We start from the raw sequence: 16,200 nt of genomic DNA on the forward strand, positions 1-16,200 counted from the left end.
AGGCGGACGGGACGCCCCACTGGTTGCCTCGGGCTACGTGCTCGGCGAGAGTGCGCGCCGCCCACGGCGACCCGGGCCCAGCACACCAGGTCCAGCACCGGCCGCAGGCCGGCCGGGCGCTCGGCCACCGGCAGATGGTCCACGAAGTGCACCCCGCGGCCGAGTGCCGTGGCCCCGCCGTCCGCACCCCCGCCGTCGCCGGCCATCAGCGTCCGTCCCGGCTCCACGCCCAGCGCCGCGCAGGCGACGCCGGACAGCCGAGGGCCGGGCTTGCGGATGCCGTGCCGGCGGTTCCCGGGAGGCGACGGAGACGATGTCGCGCTCGGGCCGGAACCCGGTCGGGCGGATCCCGCCCCGCTCACGGCCGCGCGCGCCGGTGCACCAGCACCGCGAGCACCACGACAAGGGCGCCCAGGAGCCAGCCGCCGAGAACGTCCGTGGCCCAGTGGACGCCGAGCCACACCCGTGTCACGCCGACCCCGGCCACGGAGACCACCGCCACGGCCAGGCCGGCGCGGCGCAGAGCGCGGCCGGCGCCGTAGTGGTGGAGCAGCCACACCAGCAGGCCGCACACGAACGTCGCGGTCATGGCGTGCCCGGAGGGGAAGGCCGCGTAGTGCGCGGAGTCCACGGGGTCGGCCCAGACCGGTCGGGCGCGGTCCACCGCCGCCTTGAGGACCTGTTGCAGAAGGCTGCCCAGCAGACAGGCCGCCCCCAGCCACACGGCCGTCCGCCGGTCGGCCCGCCGCCACCACAGCCACAGCACCACCACCGCGCACAGCAGGCGCATGGTCCACGTGTCCCACACCCAGTCGGTGAGGACCCGCATGGCGTGCGTGATGCCGGGCTCGTCCACGGCCCAGCGGTGCGTCGTGCCGGCGATGTCGTCGTCCAGCCGGAACAACGGGCTCCACTCGACGGCCACCAGGGTGAGCAGCAGCGCGGAGCACGCGGCCAGTATCCAGGTGACGCGAAGGGCGGTGCGGGGCCGCGGTGGGGAGGGCGGGGAGTCGACGGGCGGCGTCTGCATGCTGCGATCCTCGCCGAACCGGTGTCCCCGTGGCCAGTTCGGCAGCTAGCCCAACGCCCGCAGCCCCGGGGCGAACGCCACCAGCACCGGAACCGCCGGTACCAGCGCGGCCGCCGCGGTCAGCCGCAGCCGCCGGGCCGCCGTCAGCCGGTCCGGCGGGGTGAGCAAACGGTGGACGCGCTGCGGGACATGGGCCTGGGCGGCCGGGCACGGGCCGAAGACGCCACGGTCCTCGTTGAGTTCGACCAGGGCCAGGGCGGTCGTCAGCCGGCCGAAACGGCGGGAGGCCACGTCGTCGGCGGCGAGTTCGACCAGGCGGTGCATCTCGTGGCGGAACGCCGCGAAGACCGGGACCCTCGGGAAACCGTCCGCCAGCGCGGCGGAGCAGCTCAGCAGCCAGTCGTGCCGCGCCCGGGCGTGCCCCTTCTCGTGGGCGAGCACCGCGTCCAGCTGCCGGCCCCGGAGGCGGCGCAGCGCGGCGGTGGTGACGACCAGTTGCGGGGGCGACCCGGGCAGCCACCAGGCGTCCGGTCGCTCGCCCTCCAGGACGACGAGCCGGTCGGGACCGGACTCCTCGCCGGGCAACAGCGGAGCGCGGTGCAGGAGTTGCGCCCGGCGCAGCCGGCGCCGGGAACGGGCCCCGACGACCTCCCGGACCAGCATCGCGACGCTCCACAACCCACCACAGGCCAGGGTGACGGCGGTCGTGTCCGCCCAGAGACCGGACGTGCCCCGTGCGTACGCCTCGACCACCGGGCCCGGAGCGGACGCGAAGACGGGCCCGCCCACCGCGTGCCAGGCCGCCGCCGCGCTGAACGTCATCGACAGCGCGCAGCACACGATCACCGCCGCGACCGCGCACTGCCAGACCCACAGGGCGACCACCGGCTCGCGGTCCGGCCAGTCGGCCCGGGCGAGCAGCCTGGGGGCGAGCACGGCGGTCAACGCGCCGAGCAGCAGCAGTGCCGCGGGGAGAACCATGGGGGCAGCCTATGAGCGCCGCGCCGTCGGCAGCGCGACCCGAGGCGCGAAGTGACGCAGGCAACGATCGCGCCCGTCGAACGCCGGTCAGCACGGGCCCCGGCCGGCCCGGGTCACATGGTCGGCAGCATGGCCAGCATCGCGATCGCCATCGAGAGCCGGCAGGCCCGCGCCAGCTCCGGCCGGTCGCCCCAGCCGGCCGCCGCACGGCCGTCTGCCTCCGGACCGCCCCCGGCCACTGCCGCGACGGGGATCAGACGAGCGCCGGTCCGCAGGACGTACCCCGTGAAGTAGAGCAGCAGCGCCCCGGTCACCACCGGTGTACCGGAAGTGCCGTGGCCGTGCGCGTGGGCGGGGGAGTGGGCCATCACCACCGCCATGTAGACCATCGCCGCCGTTCCCACGAGGTGGTGCAGATGGCGGCGACCGGACCGGGCCGCCCACAGCGCCCGCAGCCCGGCGGCGCCGAACACCACCGCGTACGCGGGCCAGGCCCACGCCGGCGGGGCGAACGCCGCCGCGGGCACGGCCATGGCGGCCATGCCGAATCCCATGAGGGCCTCGCCGCCCGCGGCGCGGCGCTGCTCCTCGACCCGGCTGCGCATCCGCAGCAGGCAGTAGACGCCGGTCACCGCGCACAGCGCGACCAGCAGCCATCCGGGCGACGCCGGTCCGTGCACACGCACCTCCCCGTTCGGCGGTCCACGGTCCGTCAAGGACTGCCCGGACCGCGCGGCGCGCACGCGAGCGCAAGGAAGTACACGGGGGGTATTCGGGGGAGCGCGGCGGATCGTCGCTGGCCGGTGACGTGTATGGCCCATGTGCGCCATATCATTTACAGGTAAAACACCTGTTAAGCTATTTCCCATGAGCAGTGCGACCCCCACCCCCGGCACCTCGCCGGGCCGACGCCTCTCCCTGGCAGGCGCGCTGCGCCTGCGCCGGCCTTCCGAGATCTGGTTCAAACCCGCGCTCAGCTCGGTCGCCGCCGTCGCCCCTCCCAACCTGCTTCTGCTGGCACTCGGCCGGCTCGACCTGGCGATGTACACGATGGCCGGGTCCCTGTGCGCGCTCTACGCCCACCACCGCCCCTACCCCGCCCGTGCCCGCACCCTGGCCCGGGTGGTGCTCGGCATGCTCGGCGGCGTCGCCGTCGCCCTGGTCACCGCCTCGCTCACCCGGAACGCCGTCGTCCTCGTCACCGTCGGCGCTCTGCTGGCCGCCGTCCAGAAGGCCCTGTGCGACGCCACGCGCGTCGGCCCGCCGGGCAACGTGGTCCTGACCTTCATCAGCTCCGCCACCCTCTTCGTCCCGCAGACCCTCGGCCAGATCCCCGGACACCTGGCGCTGGGCGCCGCCGCGGGCGCCTGGGCCTGGCTCGTCGGGATGGCGCCCGCGCTCGTCCGCCCGCACGGCCCGGAACGCCGGGCCACCGCCCAGGCCCTGAACGCGGCCGCCGCCCACGCCGTCACCCGTGGCACCGGCGACGGCCACGCACCCGCCCGCGCCGCCGGGTACGCCGCCGTACAGGCCGCCTGGCAGACGCTGCTCTCCCTGCCCGCCACGGGCGACCGCGCCACCACCCGGCGCGCCCTGGAGCGCCTCGTCGTCCGCTCCGAGGTCGCGCTGACCGCCCCCGCCGACGCCGACCCGGAGCGGCTGCGGGCCTGGGCCCACGCCCTGCGTGGCGCCGGCCGGATCCCCCGCACCGGTGACGCCCCGGGCCCGGCCGGCGAACTCCTCGGCGCGGACGCCGAACTCGCGACCCGCCCGGCGCCCCTGTGGCAGCGGCTCGGCCCCCTGACCCCGATCGCCGTGCGCACCGCCCTCGGCTGCGCGCTGGCCGGCTACGCCTCCCTCGCCCTCGGTATCGGCCGCCCCTACTGGGCGCTCGTCACCGCCGCCGCGCTCTACCAGGCCAACATGGCCCTGACCTGGACCCGGGCCGTCCAGCGCGTCGTCGGCAACATCGCCGGAGTGCTGCTCTTCGCCGCCCTCACCCCGCTCGCCCACCTGGGGCAGATCCTCCTCGTCCTGCTCTGCCTCGCCCTGAACTTCGGCGCCGAGGCGCTCATCACCCGCAACTACTGGCTCGGTACCGTCTGCGTGACGCCGATGGCCCTGCTCATCACCGAGTTCGCCGGCTACCAGGAGCCGGGTGAACTGATCACCGAGCGGGCCGTGGACACCCTCGTCGGGGCCCTGGTCGGCTTCCTGGCCGCCGTCGTCGTCACCGACCGGCGCGCCGGGGACCGCGTCGAACGGGCGGTGAGCGCGGCCGACCGCGCCCGGGAGCGCGCCGCGCGCCTCCTCGCGGAGCCCGCCCCCGCCCCGGGCGCCCTGGAGGCCGCCCGCCGGGGCCTGGCCGCCGCGCTGACCGATCTGCGGGCCACCGCCGACGGGGCGGCCGGCGAATGGTGGGGACGCGCACTGCCCCAGGAGAGGGTCGTGCTCGCCGAACGGTCCGGACACCGTACGCTCGCCGAGGCGGTGCGGCGCCAGGCAGCGCGTCCGGACCGGGACACGGGCACGACAACGGAGGACGTACGGCCATGACCGCAACCGACGGGGGACCGGCGACCGGAGGCGACGAGGGAGCCGGCGACAGGGGAGCGGGCGACGGGGGGCAGGGGCCGGGCGGGGACACGGTGGCCGCCGTCGTACGTCAGTGGCAGGCCGTCCACCCGGGCCTCGACACCGGACCGATGGAGATCATCGGCCGCATCAACCGCTGCGCCGCCCTCCTCCAGCAGGCCGAGGACGCCCCGCTGCGCCGGGCGGGCCTCAGCCGCGCCGAGTTCGACCTGCTCGGCGCCCTGCGCCGCACCGGGCACGAGCTGACCCCCGGCGAGCTGGCCCGTGAGACCTTCTCCTCCGGCGCCGCCGTCACCAAGCGCCTCAAGCAGCTCACCGAGCGCGGCCTGGTCGAGCGGCGCGGTGACACCCGCGACCGCCGGGTCGCCCACGTCCGCCTCACGGACACCGGACGCGACCTCGTCGACGGCATCCTTCCCGAGCAGCTCGCCTACGAGTCCGCCGTCCTGTCCGGCGTGGACGGGCCCCGGCAGGACGAACTGGCGGCGCTCCTCGCAGGACTGCTGGGCCGGCTGGAGGGCCGCCTGGACGCGCTGCGGGCCTGACGCCCGCCGACACCGGGGCCTTCGGCGAGGCGGGCTGTCCCGGGGGCCGGGAGGGTCAGCGCTCGTCGCCCGCCCGGTACACGCCGAACATCGCGCCCTGCGGATCCCGCAGTACCGCGATGCGCGGTCCGTCGGGCACGGAGGTCGGCTCCATGAGCACCGTGCCGCCGCCGTCGGTCGCGTCGACCGCGGCGGTGTTCACGTCCGCCGTCGCGAAGTACGGCAGCCAGTGGGCCGGCACCTCGTGCGGGAACTTGTCGTCCATCGTCACCATGCCGCCGAAGTCCGCCCCGTCGATCCCCCACTGCGGATAGCGCTCCGATGCGGTGACGCTCCAGCCGAACACCGTGGTGTAGAAGTCGGCGGCCCGGCCGGGCTCCCGGGTCAGCAGCTCGACCCAGCCCAGCGAGCCGGGCGCGTTGAACAGCCCGGCACCGGGGAAGGCGCGCCCCTGCCACAGCTGGAACACCGCCCCGGTCGGATCGGCGGCCACCACGAAGCGGCCCGCGTCGAAGAAGTCCGTGGCCGCCTGAAGGGCCGTTCCGCCGGCCGCCGTCACCTGCCGTACGGCGGCCTCCGCGTCGCGCACGGCGAAGGACACGTTCCACGCGACCGGCTGCCCCGGCTGGTACAGGGGCGTCAGTGCGGCGACCGCCGCGTCGCCGATCCGGGCGATGGTGCAGCCGCCCGCCTGCTGCCGCGAGTCGGTCTCGGGGTACCAGCCGAACAGCTTGGTGTAGAACCGCTTGGCCGCTTCGAGATCGGTGGTCCCCAGCTCCGCCCAGCAGGGGCCGCCGGTCACCGGTTCGTGGAGCTTCATCGTGGTGGGCGTCCTTCCGCCGGGGCCGCAGACCGTCCGTCCCCCTCCAGCACGCTAAGGCCGGACGGGGACCGCGGCCATCCGGCGGGTACCGTCCCGGCGGCTCAGATTCCCGGCCGGTAGCGCAGTGGATGCTCGGCGGGCACCTCCACCAGCACGATCCGGGTGCCGTCCGGGTCCGCGATCCACATCTCCACCAGCCCCCACGGCTCCCTGACCGGCGGCCGCACGATCTCGACGCCCCTCGCGCGCAGTTCGTCGTGGGCCGCCGCCGCGTCCTCGACCTGGAGCCACAGGGCGAGGGCGGGGGAGAGGGGAGTCTCGGAGCGCCCGGAGACCTCCAGGAAGCCGCCGCCCAGGAAGTAGACGGTGCCCCGCTCGGGCCCGGTGCCGAACTCCCGGTGGACGGCGAGACCGAGCTGCTCGCCGTAGAAGGCGCGGGAGCGGTCGGGGTCGGTGGGGCGGACCAGGGTTCGGCTGCTGAGTACATGCACCATGCGCCCCGACCCTAGTGGCGGCCACCGACGGCGTTACGCTCATCGGTGCCCGCGCCGCGCCGCGCCGAGAACGAACCGGAGACGCCCCCATGGACACCACCACCGGCCGACTGACCTACCGCGACGCCACCGACGCCGACGTGGACGCGATCGTGGCGCTCATAGAGTCCGCGTACCGGGGCGACGCCAGCCGGGCCGGGTGGACCACCGAGGCGGACATCCTCCAGGGGCGGCGCACCGACCCGCAGGGCGTGCGGGAGGTCGTCCAGGCGCCGGACAGCCGCCTGCTGACGGTCGAGCGGGACGAGCGGATCGTGGCCTGCTGCCAGCTCGAACACCGCGGCGCGCACGCCTACTTCGGGATGTTCGCCGTCAGCCCGGCGCTCCAGGGCGAGGGTCTCGGCAAGACGGTCATCTCGGAGGCGGAGCGGCAGGCCCGTGAGTCGTGGGGTGTCACGGAGATGCACATGACCGTGATCTCCGTTCGCGAGGACCTCATCGCCTGGTACGAGCGCCGCGGCTACCGCCGTACGGGAGAGATGACCCCCTTCCCGTACGGCGACGAGCGCTTCGGCGTTCCGCAGCGGGACGACCTCCGGTTCGAGCTGCTGGTCAAGCCGCTGGCCTGAGCCGTGGACCGAGACGCGGCCAGGCGCCTCAGGCGGTGAAACGGCCGGTGCGCTTGATCTCCGGGTAGTCGGTGGTGGCGCCGTCGAGGCACAGGGCGCGCACCAGCCGCAGATGGTCCTGGGTGTTCACGGTCCAGGAGAAGACCCGCAGACCCGCCTTGCGGGCTTTTCGCACGACCTCCAGCGTGATCCGGTCGATGTCGAGGCACAGGGTCCCGGCGCCCGCCTCCACGGCACGGTCCACGACCTCCGGTCCGTAGTACTGCGCGACCAGGGCGGTCCGCACCCCCGGCACCAGCCGGGCGATCTCGACGATGGCCTCGTCGTGGAACGAGATCACCTCCACCCGGTCCACCAGGTCCCGGCGGAGCATCACCCCGGCGAGGACGCGAGCGGCCGCCGCGTCCTTGATCTCGGCCTGCAACGGCACCGAGACGGCGTCCAGCACCTCCTCGAAGACCGGTACCCGCTCCCCGCGGCCGGCGTCCAGCGCCCGCAGCTCCTCGAGGGTCTTGTCGGCGATCGCACCGGTGCCGTCGGTGGTGCGGTCCACGTCGGCGTCGTGCATGACGACGAGCGCGCCGTCCTTGCTCAGGTGCAGGTCCAGTTCGACGACGTCGAGGCCGGCCTGCTCGGCGGCGACGAAGGAACGCAGGGTGTTCTCGGGTTCGACACCCATCGCTCCGCGGTGACCGATGGTGAGGAAGTTCAAGGCTCGACTCGCTTCCGTCGACGTCGGCGTGGGCAGGGCGGCAGCCTAACGGCCCTGCCGGACCGTTTCCCCCGTGCCGCGCCGGGTATACGAGTCCGGCGACCGACAGGAAAAAATGCGGTGAAGGCCCGGGTGAGGCAGGATAATTTGCGGAGGTGCCTCTTGCTGAGAGGAACCTCGTATGCCTACGGTGTCCTGGCACTAGCTTCTTCGGTGGAGGATGGGACATGACGGAAATTCTTGTGCAGGTGGGTATGGAGGAGAACATTCCTCCGGCGAGCAGGGTGGTGGAGCACCCGTCGTGGCCCGCGCTCAAGGATGCCGTGGAGCGGGTCCGTCCATGGCAGTCCAAAGACGGGTCGATCGACTTCGACGCCGAGGGGGCCCCGGAGCGCGCCGCCGCCGAGGACGCCGTACGCCGCGTCACCGAGGCCGTGCGCGAACTGTCCCCGCTGCTGCCGCACGACCGCGCCTACCACGAGGCCCTGGTGAAGGACCTCGGCCGCTGGGCCGACGGCGGCTTCCAGGTGCCCGACTTCCTCGACTCGCTGCTGGCCTTCCGGCCTGCCGCGAACCGCGCGGACGGTCTCCAGCACCTGGTCGTCTTTCCGATGTACACGCAGAACGGCAACCCGGACCGCAACCTCGAGGCGGTCGTGCTGCGCATGGTCTGGCCCGACTGGCTGGCCGAGCTGGAGCGCACCCGCTTCGACAACCCGCTGTTCTGCGGTATCACCTTCGAGGACTTCACGGCCGGCTACGACACCAACTCGGCCGTGCTCTTCCCCGAGACCATCGCCGTGCGGCAGGCGCCCGAGCGCTTCTCCTGGGGCGGCATCTTCTGCGACCGCGAGGCCGCCCGCTTCCGCCGCGTCACCAAGGCCGCCGTGGGCCTCCTGGGCCTGGAGCTGCCCGAGGACGTCGCCGCCATGGTGCACGACCAGAAGCGCTGCGAGGAGGCGTTCGTGCTGTGGGACATGGTCCACGACCGCACCCACAGCCACGGCGACCTGCCGTTCGACCCGTTCATGATCAAGCAGCGTCAGCCGTTCTGGATGTACGGCCTGGAGGAGCTGCGCTGCGACCTCACCGCCTTCAGGGAGGCCGTGCAGCTCGAGGCCGAGGGCGTCCCGCAGGCCCGCGACGTGCAGTACGCGGTGCTCTTCGACCGCATGTTCCGCTTCCCCGTCACCGGCGAGCGCGTGCGCAACTACGACGGCCTCGGCGGTCAGCTCCTCTTCGCCTACCTGCACAAGCACGACGTCGTCCGCTGGACGGACAACAAGCTCTTCATCGACTGGCAGCGCGCCCCGCAGGTCACCAACCAGCTGTGCGCCGAGATCGAGAAGCTCTACCGCGACGGCATCGACCGGCCGAAGATCGTGCACTGGTTCGCGGGCTACGAGCTGGTCTCCACCTACCTCGCCCCGCACCCGGGCTCGAAGTGGGCCAAGGGACCCGACGCCCTGGACCTGTCGCTGCCGCCGCGCAAACTCGTCGATGACGTGCTTCCGGACGAGTTTCCGCTCAGCATGTTCTACGAGGCGCTGTCCAAGAAGCTGAAGAAGGTGATCGCCTCGACGCGGGGCATCACGGCGGACGGCGCCGAGCGGGCCGCCGCGTGAGTGACGGCGACGGCGCGCGGGAACACGGCCGGCAGGCACGGGCTCAGGAGGCGAGGACCATGGGGAACGGGGCGCTCGACGGCGCGGTGATCGCGGTGGCCGGGGCGGGCGGGCCCGCCGGACGGGCCGCGCTGCTGCGGCTCGCCGAGGCGGGTGCGACGGTCGTCGGCTCGGACAACGACCCGGAACGGCTGGCGGAGGCGGTGGACGCGGCGCGCTACGCGCACGGCGGCGCCACGGTCACCGGCGAGAAGGTCGACCTGCTCGACCTGGACTCCACCCGCGCGTGGGCCGACCGCGTCGGAAAGGACTTCGGCCGGGTCGACGGCGTGGTCCACCTCGTCGGCGGCTGGCGCGGCAGTCAGACCTTCACCAAGACCGACCTCGGCGACTGGGACCTCCTCGAAAAGCTGCTCATCCGTACGGTGCAGCACACGTCCCTCGCCTTCCACGAGGCGCTCCAGCGCAGCGACCGCGGCCGCTACGTCCTGATCAGCGCCGCCGGCGCGAGCAACCCCACCGCGGGCAACGCCGCCTACTCGGCCGCCAAGGCCGCCGCCGAGGCGTGGACGCTGGCCATGGCGGACTACTTCCGCAAGGCCGGGGGCGAGCAGGGGCCGACGTCGGCGGCTGCGATCCTGGTGGTGAAGGCGTTGGTGCACGACGCGATGCGCGCCGAGCGTCCCAACGCGAAGTTCGCGGGCTTCACGGACGTGCGTGACCTCGCCGAGGCCGTCGCCGGTGTCTGGGACAAGCCCGCCGCGGAAGTGAACGGAAACCGTCTGTGGCTGACCGAGAAGCCGTGAACCCCCCGAAGACCGACGCGCGTCGCCATCACGACCCCGAGGTCCGCGGTTTCGCCAGTGACAACTACGCCGGGGCCCACCCCGAGGTGCTCGCCGCCGTGGCGCTGGCCAACGGCGGGCACCAGGTCGCGTACGGCGAGGACGACTACACCGAGAACCTCCAGCGGGTCGTCCGCAGCCACTTCGGCTCCGGGGCCGAGGCGTTCCCGGTCTTCAACGGCACCGGCGCCAACGTCGTCGCCCTCCAGGCGGTCACCGACCGCTGGGGCGCGGTGATCTGCGCCGAGAGCGCGCACATCCACGTCGACGAGGGCGGCGCGCCCGAACGCATGGGCGGTCTGAAGCTGCTCACCGTGCCCACGCCCGACGGCAAGCTCACGCCCGACCTGATCGACCGGCAGGCCCACGGCTGGGACGACGAGCACCGCGCGATGCCGCAGGTCGTCTCGATCACCCAGAGCACCGAGCTGGGCACGCTCTACACGCCGGACGAGATCCGTGCCATCTGCGAGCACGCCCACGCCCGCGGCATGAGGGTGCACCTGGACGGCTCCCGGATAGCCAACGCCGCCGCCTCCCTGGACGTCCCGATGCGCACGTTCACCAACGCGGTCGGCGTCGACCTCCTCTCGCTCGGCGGCACCAAGAACGGCGCGCTGTTCGGCGAGGCGGTCGTCGTCCTGAACCAGGACGCGGTGCGTCACATGAAGCATCTGCGCAAGCTGTCCATGCAGCTCGCCTCCAAGATGCGCTTCGTGTCGGTGCAACTGGAGGCGCTGCTCGCCAGGGACCTGTGGCTGCGCAACGCCCGGCACGGCAACGAGATGGCCCGGCGTCTGGCCGAGGGCGTGCGCGCCGTGCACGGCGTGGAGATCCTCTACCCGGTGCAGGCCAACGCGGTCTTCGCCCGCCTGCCGCACGAGGTGAGTGAGCGCCTGCAGAAGCGGTTCCGCTTCTACTTCTGGGACGAGGCCGCCGGTGACGTCCGCTGGATGTGCGCCTTCGACACCACCGAGGACGACGTCGACGCGTTCGTGGCCGCCCTCAAGGAGGAGATGGCGCGCTGACGGGGACCGGCCCATTGTGCATAGGTATGCGGTCACCTGAAAAGTCATTGACTGTCGGGTGATCGCTTTCCTATGCTCTGCGGGCATGGAGCTGATCCAGGACACGCCTGACCTGTCCGCTTACCTCGCCGCCGACGACGCCATCGACCACGACCACCCGCGCGTTCGGGAGGTGGCCGACCGGCTCGCCGAGGAGGCACAGGACTCGTATGCCTATGCGCGGCTGGCCTTCGACTTCGTGCGCGACACCATCCCGCACTCACAGGACTCCGGGGATCCGCGCGTCACCTGGCGGGCGTCCGACGTCCTGGAGCGGCGCACCGGCATCTGCTACGCCAAGGCCCACGCGCTGGCCGCGCTGCTGCGGGCCGAGGACATTCCCGCGGCGCTGTGCTACCAGCGGTTCGACGTGGTGCACGGGCTGGTCGCGGTACGCCTCGACGGCGCGTGGCACCGACAGGACCCGCGCGGCAACAAGCCCGGCGTGAACGCGTGGTTCTCCCTGGGGAGGGAACACCTGGCCTTCACGCCGGACCGCGCGGCGGGCGAGACGGACTACCCGGAGCTGTACGCCGCTCCGCACCCGGCCGTGCTGGACGTCCTGAAGGCGGCGACCGACCGGCCGCACCTGTGGGAAATCCTTCCGACCGCCCTCTGAAGGGCGCGGCTCAGTGTGCCCGGGCCGTGCGCAGCTGCTCGGGCGTCGGGGCCGTGCCGCCGAGATGGGCCGGCATCCACCAGGTGTCGTCGGCGCCCTTGGGACGCACGGGGTAGGCGCGCTGCGCGGCCTCCAGCAGCTCCTGCACCCGCTCGCGCAGCCGCCGGGTGATGGCACCCGCGTACTGTTCGCGCGGGGCCTCCATCGCCTCGCCGACCCGGATGGTGATCGGGGTGTGGCTGCGCTTGAAGTTGCGCGGGTGGCCCTTGGTCCACAGGCGCTGGGTGCCCCACAGGGCCATGGGGACCAGGGGGACGCCCGCCTCCTGCGCGAGCCGCGCGGCTCCCGACTTGAAGCTCTTGAGGGTGAACGACTCGGAGATCGTCGCCTCCGGGAAGACCCCGACGATCTCGCCGGACTTCAGCGAGTCCAGGGCGTGCGCGTAGGCCGCCTCGCCCTGCTTGCGGTCCACCGGGATGTGCTTCATCCCGCGCATCAGCGGACCGGAGATCCGGTGCCGGAAGACCGACTCCTTCGCCATGAAGCGCACCAGCCGCTTCTGCGGCAGCGCCGCCAGGCCGTCGAAGACGAAGTCCAGGTAGCTGATGTGGTTGCTCACCAGCACGGCGCCGCCCGAGCGCGGGATGTTCTCCGAACCCTGGCAGTCGATCCTGAGGTCCCACGCCTTGAACAGGGTACGGGCGAGACCGATGACCGGACGGTAGACGAGTTCTGCCATGGGCGGGTCGGACCCTTCCTTGTCAGCCTGGGAACAGGGCTCCCAGCCGAAAGTTACGCAGCCGTAGGTTTTACGGCTTGTCGCAGATCGTGCCCCAAGAACGGCCTCCGTACCAGCCTTGGTGCCCGCGTGCGGCGAGATCCTCATCACTCGCCGGCCGTGGCGCGGCCGAAACGCGACGGTGAGCGGGAATCTCCGCCGCCCCGCGAGCGCTGCACCTGTGGACGACCGGACGACCGGACGACCGGACGACCGACGGCGGCACGCGGGGGACGCGTGCCCAGGAGTGCCGCAGTGGCGGCGGAACGGGGGCGCGCCGGTGCGCGAGCAGGGCGACGGCAGGCGGTCGGAAGCGTTCGGCCCACGGCTCGACGCGGCCGACCTGGGTGCGGCACTCGGTGGCCGCGCGACGCTCGTACAGTTCTCCAGCGCCTTCTGCGCGCCCTGCCGGGCCACCCGGCGGGTCCTGGGCGAGGTGGCCGGCATGGTCCCCGGTGTCGCCCACGTCGAGATCGACGCCGAGGCCCGCCTGGAACTCGTCCGCGCCCTCGACGTCCTCAAGACCCCCACCGTCCTGGTCCTGGACGCCGACGGCCGCGTCGTACGGCGGGCCGTCGGACAGCCGCGCAGGGCGGACGTGATCGCCGCGCTGGGCGAGGCGGTGTGACAACCGACACGCCAGTGGTGAGGTCTTCCCCACAGCTTCGACATCCGGGACGTATGTGACTGTGTGTGCCACCCGTCGTCAGCCTGCCCCCCTTCCTCGCTCCCCGCTTCCGGGACCGAGGCGCGACGCGGAAGGACAACCCCGTATGACGGCCACGCCCGGCCTCACCGCGCCGCGGCTCGCCACCGACGACCTGTTCCGGTCCGTCTTCCGGCGGCACGCGGCGGGCGTCGCCGTGATCACCGCTCGGGGACCCGCCGGCCCGGTCGGTTTCACGGCCACGTCCCTCACCTCCGTCTCGGCCCGTCCTCCGCTGCTCTCCTTCGGCCTCGGTACCGGCTCCTCGAGCTGGCCCGCGGTGTCCGCGGCCGAGCATGTCGGTGTGCACCTGCTCGGTGAACACCAGCAGGAGCTGGCGGCCACCTTCGCCCGCAGCGGTGCCGACCGTTTCGCGGCGCCCACCGTGTGGCAGGACGGCCCGGAAGGGGTGCCCGTGCTGGACGGCGTGCTCGCCTGGCTCACCTGCCGGGTGGTCGGCCGGGTGCCCGCGGGGGACCACCGGATCGTGCTGGCGGAGGTGTTGGCCGGCGACCCCGGGGGTTCGGGCAGGCCCCTGCTGTACCACCAGGGGCGTTACCAGGGCCTGCGCGACTGACCGGTCGCCGGGCAGGCTTCCGCGCGGGCGTCTAGTTCCGGTTACGCTGCGTTGCGAAGGTCACAGTTCAAAGCGCTTGCTTAGCGGGAAAGAACTGGATGTACTGACGAGTAATATTCCGGCCGGGGCGCGGGTCGCCCCGACCGGGATCGGCCGCTTGGGGCGCCTATGCTGCCTGCAAGAGGCAGCACTGAAATGTCGACGCAGTAGGAGAGCCGGCGTGAGCTTGAGGATCGTTGTCACTGTGAAGTACGTGCCCGACGCCACTGGCGACCGGCACTTCGCCGATGACCTGACCGTCGACCGGGACGACGTGGACGGTCTGCTCTCCGAGCTGGACGAGTACGCGGTCGAGCAGGCGCTGCAGATCTCTGAGAATTCCGACGACGACGTGGAGGTCACCGTCCTGACGGTGGGCCCCGAGGACGCCAAGGACGCGCTGCGCAAGGCGCTGTCCATGGGCGCGGACAAGGCGATCCACGTCGAGGACGACGACCTGCACGGCACGGACGCCATCGGCACCTCCCTGGTCCTGGCCAAGGCGGTAGAGAAGGCCGGCTACGACCTGGTCGTCTCCGGCATGGCCTCCACCGACGGCACCATGGGCGTGGTCCCCGCGCTGCTCGCCGAACGCCTGGGCGTGCCGCAGGTGACGCTGCTGTCCGAGGTCTCGGTCGAGGGTGGCACGGTCAAGGGCCGCCGGGACGGCGACTCGGCCACGGAGCAGCTGGAGGCGTCCCTGCCTGCGGTCGTGTCGGTCACCGACCAGTCGGGCGAGGCGCGTTACCCGTCCTTCAAGGGCATCATGGCCGCCAAGAAGAAGCCCGTTGAGTCCTGGGACCTGTCCGACCTCGACATCGACGAGGACGAGGTCGGTCTGGAGAACGCCTACACCACGGTCGACTCCGCGGCCCAGCGCCCGGCGCGCAGCGCGGGCACGATCGTCAAGGACGAGGGCGAGGGCGGCAAGCAGCTCGCCGCCTTCCTCGCGGAGCGAAAGTTCGTGTGATGAGCCTCGCGGGCCAGAAGTCCGTCTGAGCCCCGGATTCGCCGACCGCCCCTCACATCTCGCAAGCAGGAGAGAAGAAGTCCCATGGCTGAAGTTCTCGTCTACGTCGACCACGTGGACGGTGCCGTCCGCAAGCCCACCCTGGAGCTGCTGACGCTCGCCCGCCGCGTCGGCGAGCCGGTCGCCGTCGCGCTGGGCAACGGTGCCGCCGACACCGCCGCCACCCTCGCCGAGCACGGCGCGGTGAAGGTCCTCACCCACGAGGCCGCCGAGTACGGCGACTACCTGGTCGTGCCGAAGGTCGACGCCCTCCAGGCCGCCCACGAGGCCGTCTCCCCGGCCGCCGTGCTGGTCCCGTCCTCCGCCGAGGGCAAGGAGATCGCGGCCCGCCTGGCGCTGCGCCTCGGATCGGGCGTCATCACCGACGCCGTCGACCTGGAGTCCGGCGACGAGGGCCCGGTGGCCACCCAGTCGGTGTTCGCCGCCGCCTTCACCACCAAGTCCCGCGTCTCCAAGGGCACCCCGGTCATCACGGTCAAGCCGAACTCGGCCGCCGTGGAGCCCGCCCCGGCCGCCGGTGCGGTCGAGGCCCTGTCGGTCTCCTTCTCCGCCCAGGCCACCGGCACCAAGGTCACCTCGCGCACCCCGCGCGAGTCGACCGGCCGCCCGGAGCTGACCGAGGCCGCGATCGTCGTCTCCGGCGGCCGTGGCGTCAACGGTGCGGAGAACTTCGCGATCATCGAGGCGCTCGCCGACTCGCTCGGCGCGGCCGTCGGCGCCTCGCGCGCCGCGGTGGACGCCGGCTGGTACCCGCACACCAACCAGGTCGGCCAGACCGGCAAGTCCGTCTCGCCGCAGCTGTACATCGCCTCCGGCATCTCCGGTGCGATCCAGCACCGCGCCGGTATGCAGACCTCGAAGACGATCGTGGCGATCAACAAGGACGCCGAGGCCCCGATCTTCGAACTGGTCGACTACGGCGTCGTCGGCGACCTCTTCGACGTCGTCCCGCAGCTGACCGAGGAAGTGAAGACCCGCAAGGGCTGAAGCTCCCCCGGCTTCGACGCCGGGCCGAGGCCCCCGTGACCGTCCGTGGTCGTGGGGGCCTCGGCATGTGCGCAGGATGGTGTTGACCGGCGAAGGGCCGCCAGATAACTTCGCTTTA

General features: G+C 72.8%; 18 protein-coding genes and 1 pseudogene. 11 read left to right on the forward strand and 8 right to left on the reverse strand.

Going from position 1 to position 16,200, the window contains the following annotated elements:
* Positions 1-86: 86 nt before the first annotated feature.
* The 4 genes and pseudogenes from ACGFYH_RS21165 to ACGFYH_RS21180 all read right to left on the reverse strand — a co-directional run.
* Positions 87-284 (reverse strand): annotated as a pseudogene (locus ACGFYH_RS21165) (hydrolase); the annotation flags it as partial.
* Positions 285-358: 74 nt separating this feature from the next.
* Positions 359-1,030 carry a phosphatase PAP2 family protein gene (locus tag ACGFYH_RS21170; RefSeq protein ID WP_393804685.1) on the reverse strand — a complete coding sequence of 224 codons (672 nt, stop codon included), beginning with the start codon at positions 1,028-1,030 and terminating at the stop codon, positions 359-361.
* Between the two features lie 45 nt (positions 1,031-1,075).
* On the reverse strand, positions 1,076-2,011 hold the full coding sequence (locus tag ACGFYH_RS21175) for a M56 family metallopeptidase (RefSeq protein WP_393804686.1): 936 nt from the start codon (positions 2,009-2,011) through the stop codon (positions 1,076-1,078).
* A gap of 113 nt (positions 2,012-2,124) precedes the next feature.
* Entirely contained in the window at positions 2,125-2,691 is a 567-nt protein-coding gene (locus ACGFYH_RS21180) for a DUF5134 domain-containing protein (RefSeq protein WP_393804687.1), read from the reverse strand.
* A gap of 187 nt (positions 2,692-2,878) precedes the next feature.
* Here ACGFYH_RS21180 and ACGFYH_RS21185 point away from each other — a divergent pair, with 187 nt between their 5' ends.
* Positions 2,879-4,567, forward strand: a complete 1,689-nt coding sequence (locus ACGFYH_RS21185; RefSeq protein WP_393804688.1) for an FUSC family protein — start codon at positions 2,879-2,881, stop codon at positions 4,565-4,567.
* Complete coding sequence (locus ACGFYH_RS21190; RefSeq protein WP_393804689.1) at positions 4,564-5,151, forward strand: MarR family winged helix-turn-helix transcriptional regulator; 588 nt, start codon at positions 4,564-4,566, stop codon at positions 5,149-5,151. Before ACGFYH_RS21185 ends, ACGFYH_RS21190 begins: the two co-directional genes overlap by 4 nt.
* A 55-nt stretch (positions 5,152-5,206) precedes the next feature.
* On the opposite strand, the gene ACGFYH_RS21195 is transcribed toward ACGFYH_RS21190, so the two are convergent.
* Together ACGFYH_RS21195 and ACGFYH_RS21200 are read right to left on the reverse strand one after the other, a co-directional pair.
* Positions 5,207-5,971 carry a VOC family protein gene (locus ACGFYH_RS21195; RefSeq protein WP_393804690.1) on the reverse strand — a complete coding sequence of 255 codons (765 nt, stop codon included), beginning with the start codon at positions 5,969-5,971 and terminating at the stop codon, positions 5,207-5,209.
* 104 nt (positions 5,972-6,075) lie between these two features.
* Positions 6,076-6,468 carry a VOC family protein gene (locus ACGFYH_RS21200; protein WP_393804691.1) on the reverse strand — a complete coding sequence of 131 codons (393 nt, stop codon included), beginning with the start codon at positions 6,466-6,468 and terminating at the stop codon, positions 6,076-6,078.
* Between the two features lie 89 nt (positions 6,469-6,557).
* On the opposite strand from ACGFYH_RS21200, the gene ACGFYH_RS21205 reads away from it, so the two are divergent.
* Positions 6,558-7,097, forward strand: coding sequence for a GNAT family N-acetyltransferase (locus tag ACGFYH_RS21205; RefSeq protein ID WP_393804692.1), 540 nt, complete (start codon positions 6,558-6,560; stop codon positions 7,095-7,097).
* Positions 7,098-7,125: 28 nt separating this feature from the next.
* Here ACGFYH_RS21205 and ACGFYH_RS21210 read toward each other — a convergent pair whose 3' ends face one another.
* Entirely contained in the window at positions 7,126-7,809 is a 684-nt protein-coding gene (locus ACGFYH_RS21210) for a glycerophosphodiester phosphodiesterase (RefSeq protein WP_393804693.1), read from the reverse strand.
* A 227-nt stretch (positions 7,810-8,036) separates the two neighbouring features.
* Here ACGFYH_RS21210 and ACGFYH_RS21215 point away from each other — a divergent pair, with 227 nt between their 5' ends.
* The 4 genes from ACGFYH_RS21215 to ACGFYH_RS21230 all read left to right on the forward strand — a co-directional run bounded on the left by ACGFYH_RS21215 (position 8,037) and on the right by ACGFYH_RS21230 (position 11,965).
* Positions 8,037-9,434 (forward strand): DUF6421 family protein, encoded by a 1,398-nt coding sequence (locus ACGFYH_RS21215; RefSeq protein ID WP_393804694.1) that lies wholly within the window; start codon positions 8,037-8,039, stop codon positions 9,432-9,434.
* Between the two features lie 59 nt (positions 9,435-9,493).
* Complete coding sequence (locus ACGFYH_RS21220) at positions 9,494-10,240, forward strand: SDR family NAD(P)-dependent oxidoreductase (protein ID WP_393804695.1); 747 nt, start codon at positions 9,494-9,496, stop codon at positions 10,238-10,240.
* Positions 10,237-11,307: a threonine aldolase family protein gene (locus ACGFYH_RS21225; RefSeq protein ID WP_393804696.1), complete on the forward strand. Its 1,071-nt coding sequence runs from the start codon at positions 10,237-10,239 to the stop codon at positions 11,305-11,307. The genes ACGFYH_RS21220 and ACGFYH_RS21225 overlap by 4 nt, the downstream gene beginning before the upstream one ends.
* Before the next feature lie 85 nt (positions 11,308-11,392).
* A complete protein-coding gene (locus ACGFYH_RS21230) occupies positions 11,393-11,965 on the forward strand; it encodes a transglutaminase domain-containing protein (RefSeq protein ID WP_393804697.1) in 573 nt (190 codons plus the stop codon).
* Between the two features lie 10 nt (positions 11,966-11,975).
* On the opposite strand, the gene ACGFYH_RS21235 is transcribed toward ACGFYH_RS21230, so the two are convergent.
* Entirely contained in the window at positions 11,976-12,704 is a 729-nt protein-coding gene (locus tag ACGFYH_RS21235) for a lysophospholipid acyltransferase family protein (RefSeq protein WP_393804698.1), read from the reverse strand.
* Between the two features lie 319 nt (positions 12,705-13,023).
* Between ACGFYH_RS21235 and ACGFYH_RS21240 the strand changes: the two genes are divergently transcribed.
* The 4 genes from ACGFYH_RS21240 (at position 13,024) to ACGFYH_RS21255 (ending at position 16,082) form a co-directional block, all read left to right on the forward strand.
* On the forward strand, positions 13,024-13,371 hold the full coding sequence (locus ACGFYH_RS21240; RefSeq protein WP_393804699.1) for a TlpA family protein disulfide reductase: 348 nt from the start codon (positions 13,024-13,026) through the stop codon (positions 13,369-13,371).
* Positions 13,372-13,516: 145 nt separating this feature from the next.
* On the forward strand, positions 13,517-14,026 hold the full coding sequence (locus tag ACGFYH_RS21245) for a flavin reductase family protein (RefSeq protein ID WP_393804700.1): 510 nt from the start codon (positions 13,517-13,519) through the stop codon (positions 14,024-14,026).
* A gap of 220 nt (positions 14,027-14,246) precedes the next feature.
* The gene (locus tag ACGFYH_RS21250) at positions 14,247-15,035 is read left to right on the forward strand and encodes an electron transfer flavoprotein subunit beta/FixA family protein (RefSeq protein WP_393804701.1); all 789 of its coding nucleotides are present in this window, start codon (positions 14,247-14,249) and stop codon (positions 15,033-15,035) included.
* A gap of 84 nt (positions 15,036-15,119) precedes the next feature.
* Positions 15,120-16,082: an electron transfer flavoprotein subunit alpha/FixB family protein gene (locus ACGFYH_RS21255; RefSeq protein ID WP_393804702.1), complete on the forward strand. Its 963-nt coding sequence runs from the start codon at positions 15,120-15,122 to the stop codon at positions 16,080-16,082.
* The last annotated feature ends 118 nt before the right edge of the window (positions 16,083-16,200 follow it).

This window comes from Streptomyces sp. NPDC048392 (genome assembly GCF_043200575.1).
GTDB lineage: Bacteria > Actinomycetota > Actinomycetes > Streptomycetales > Streptomycetaceae > Streptomyces.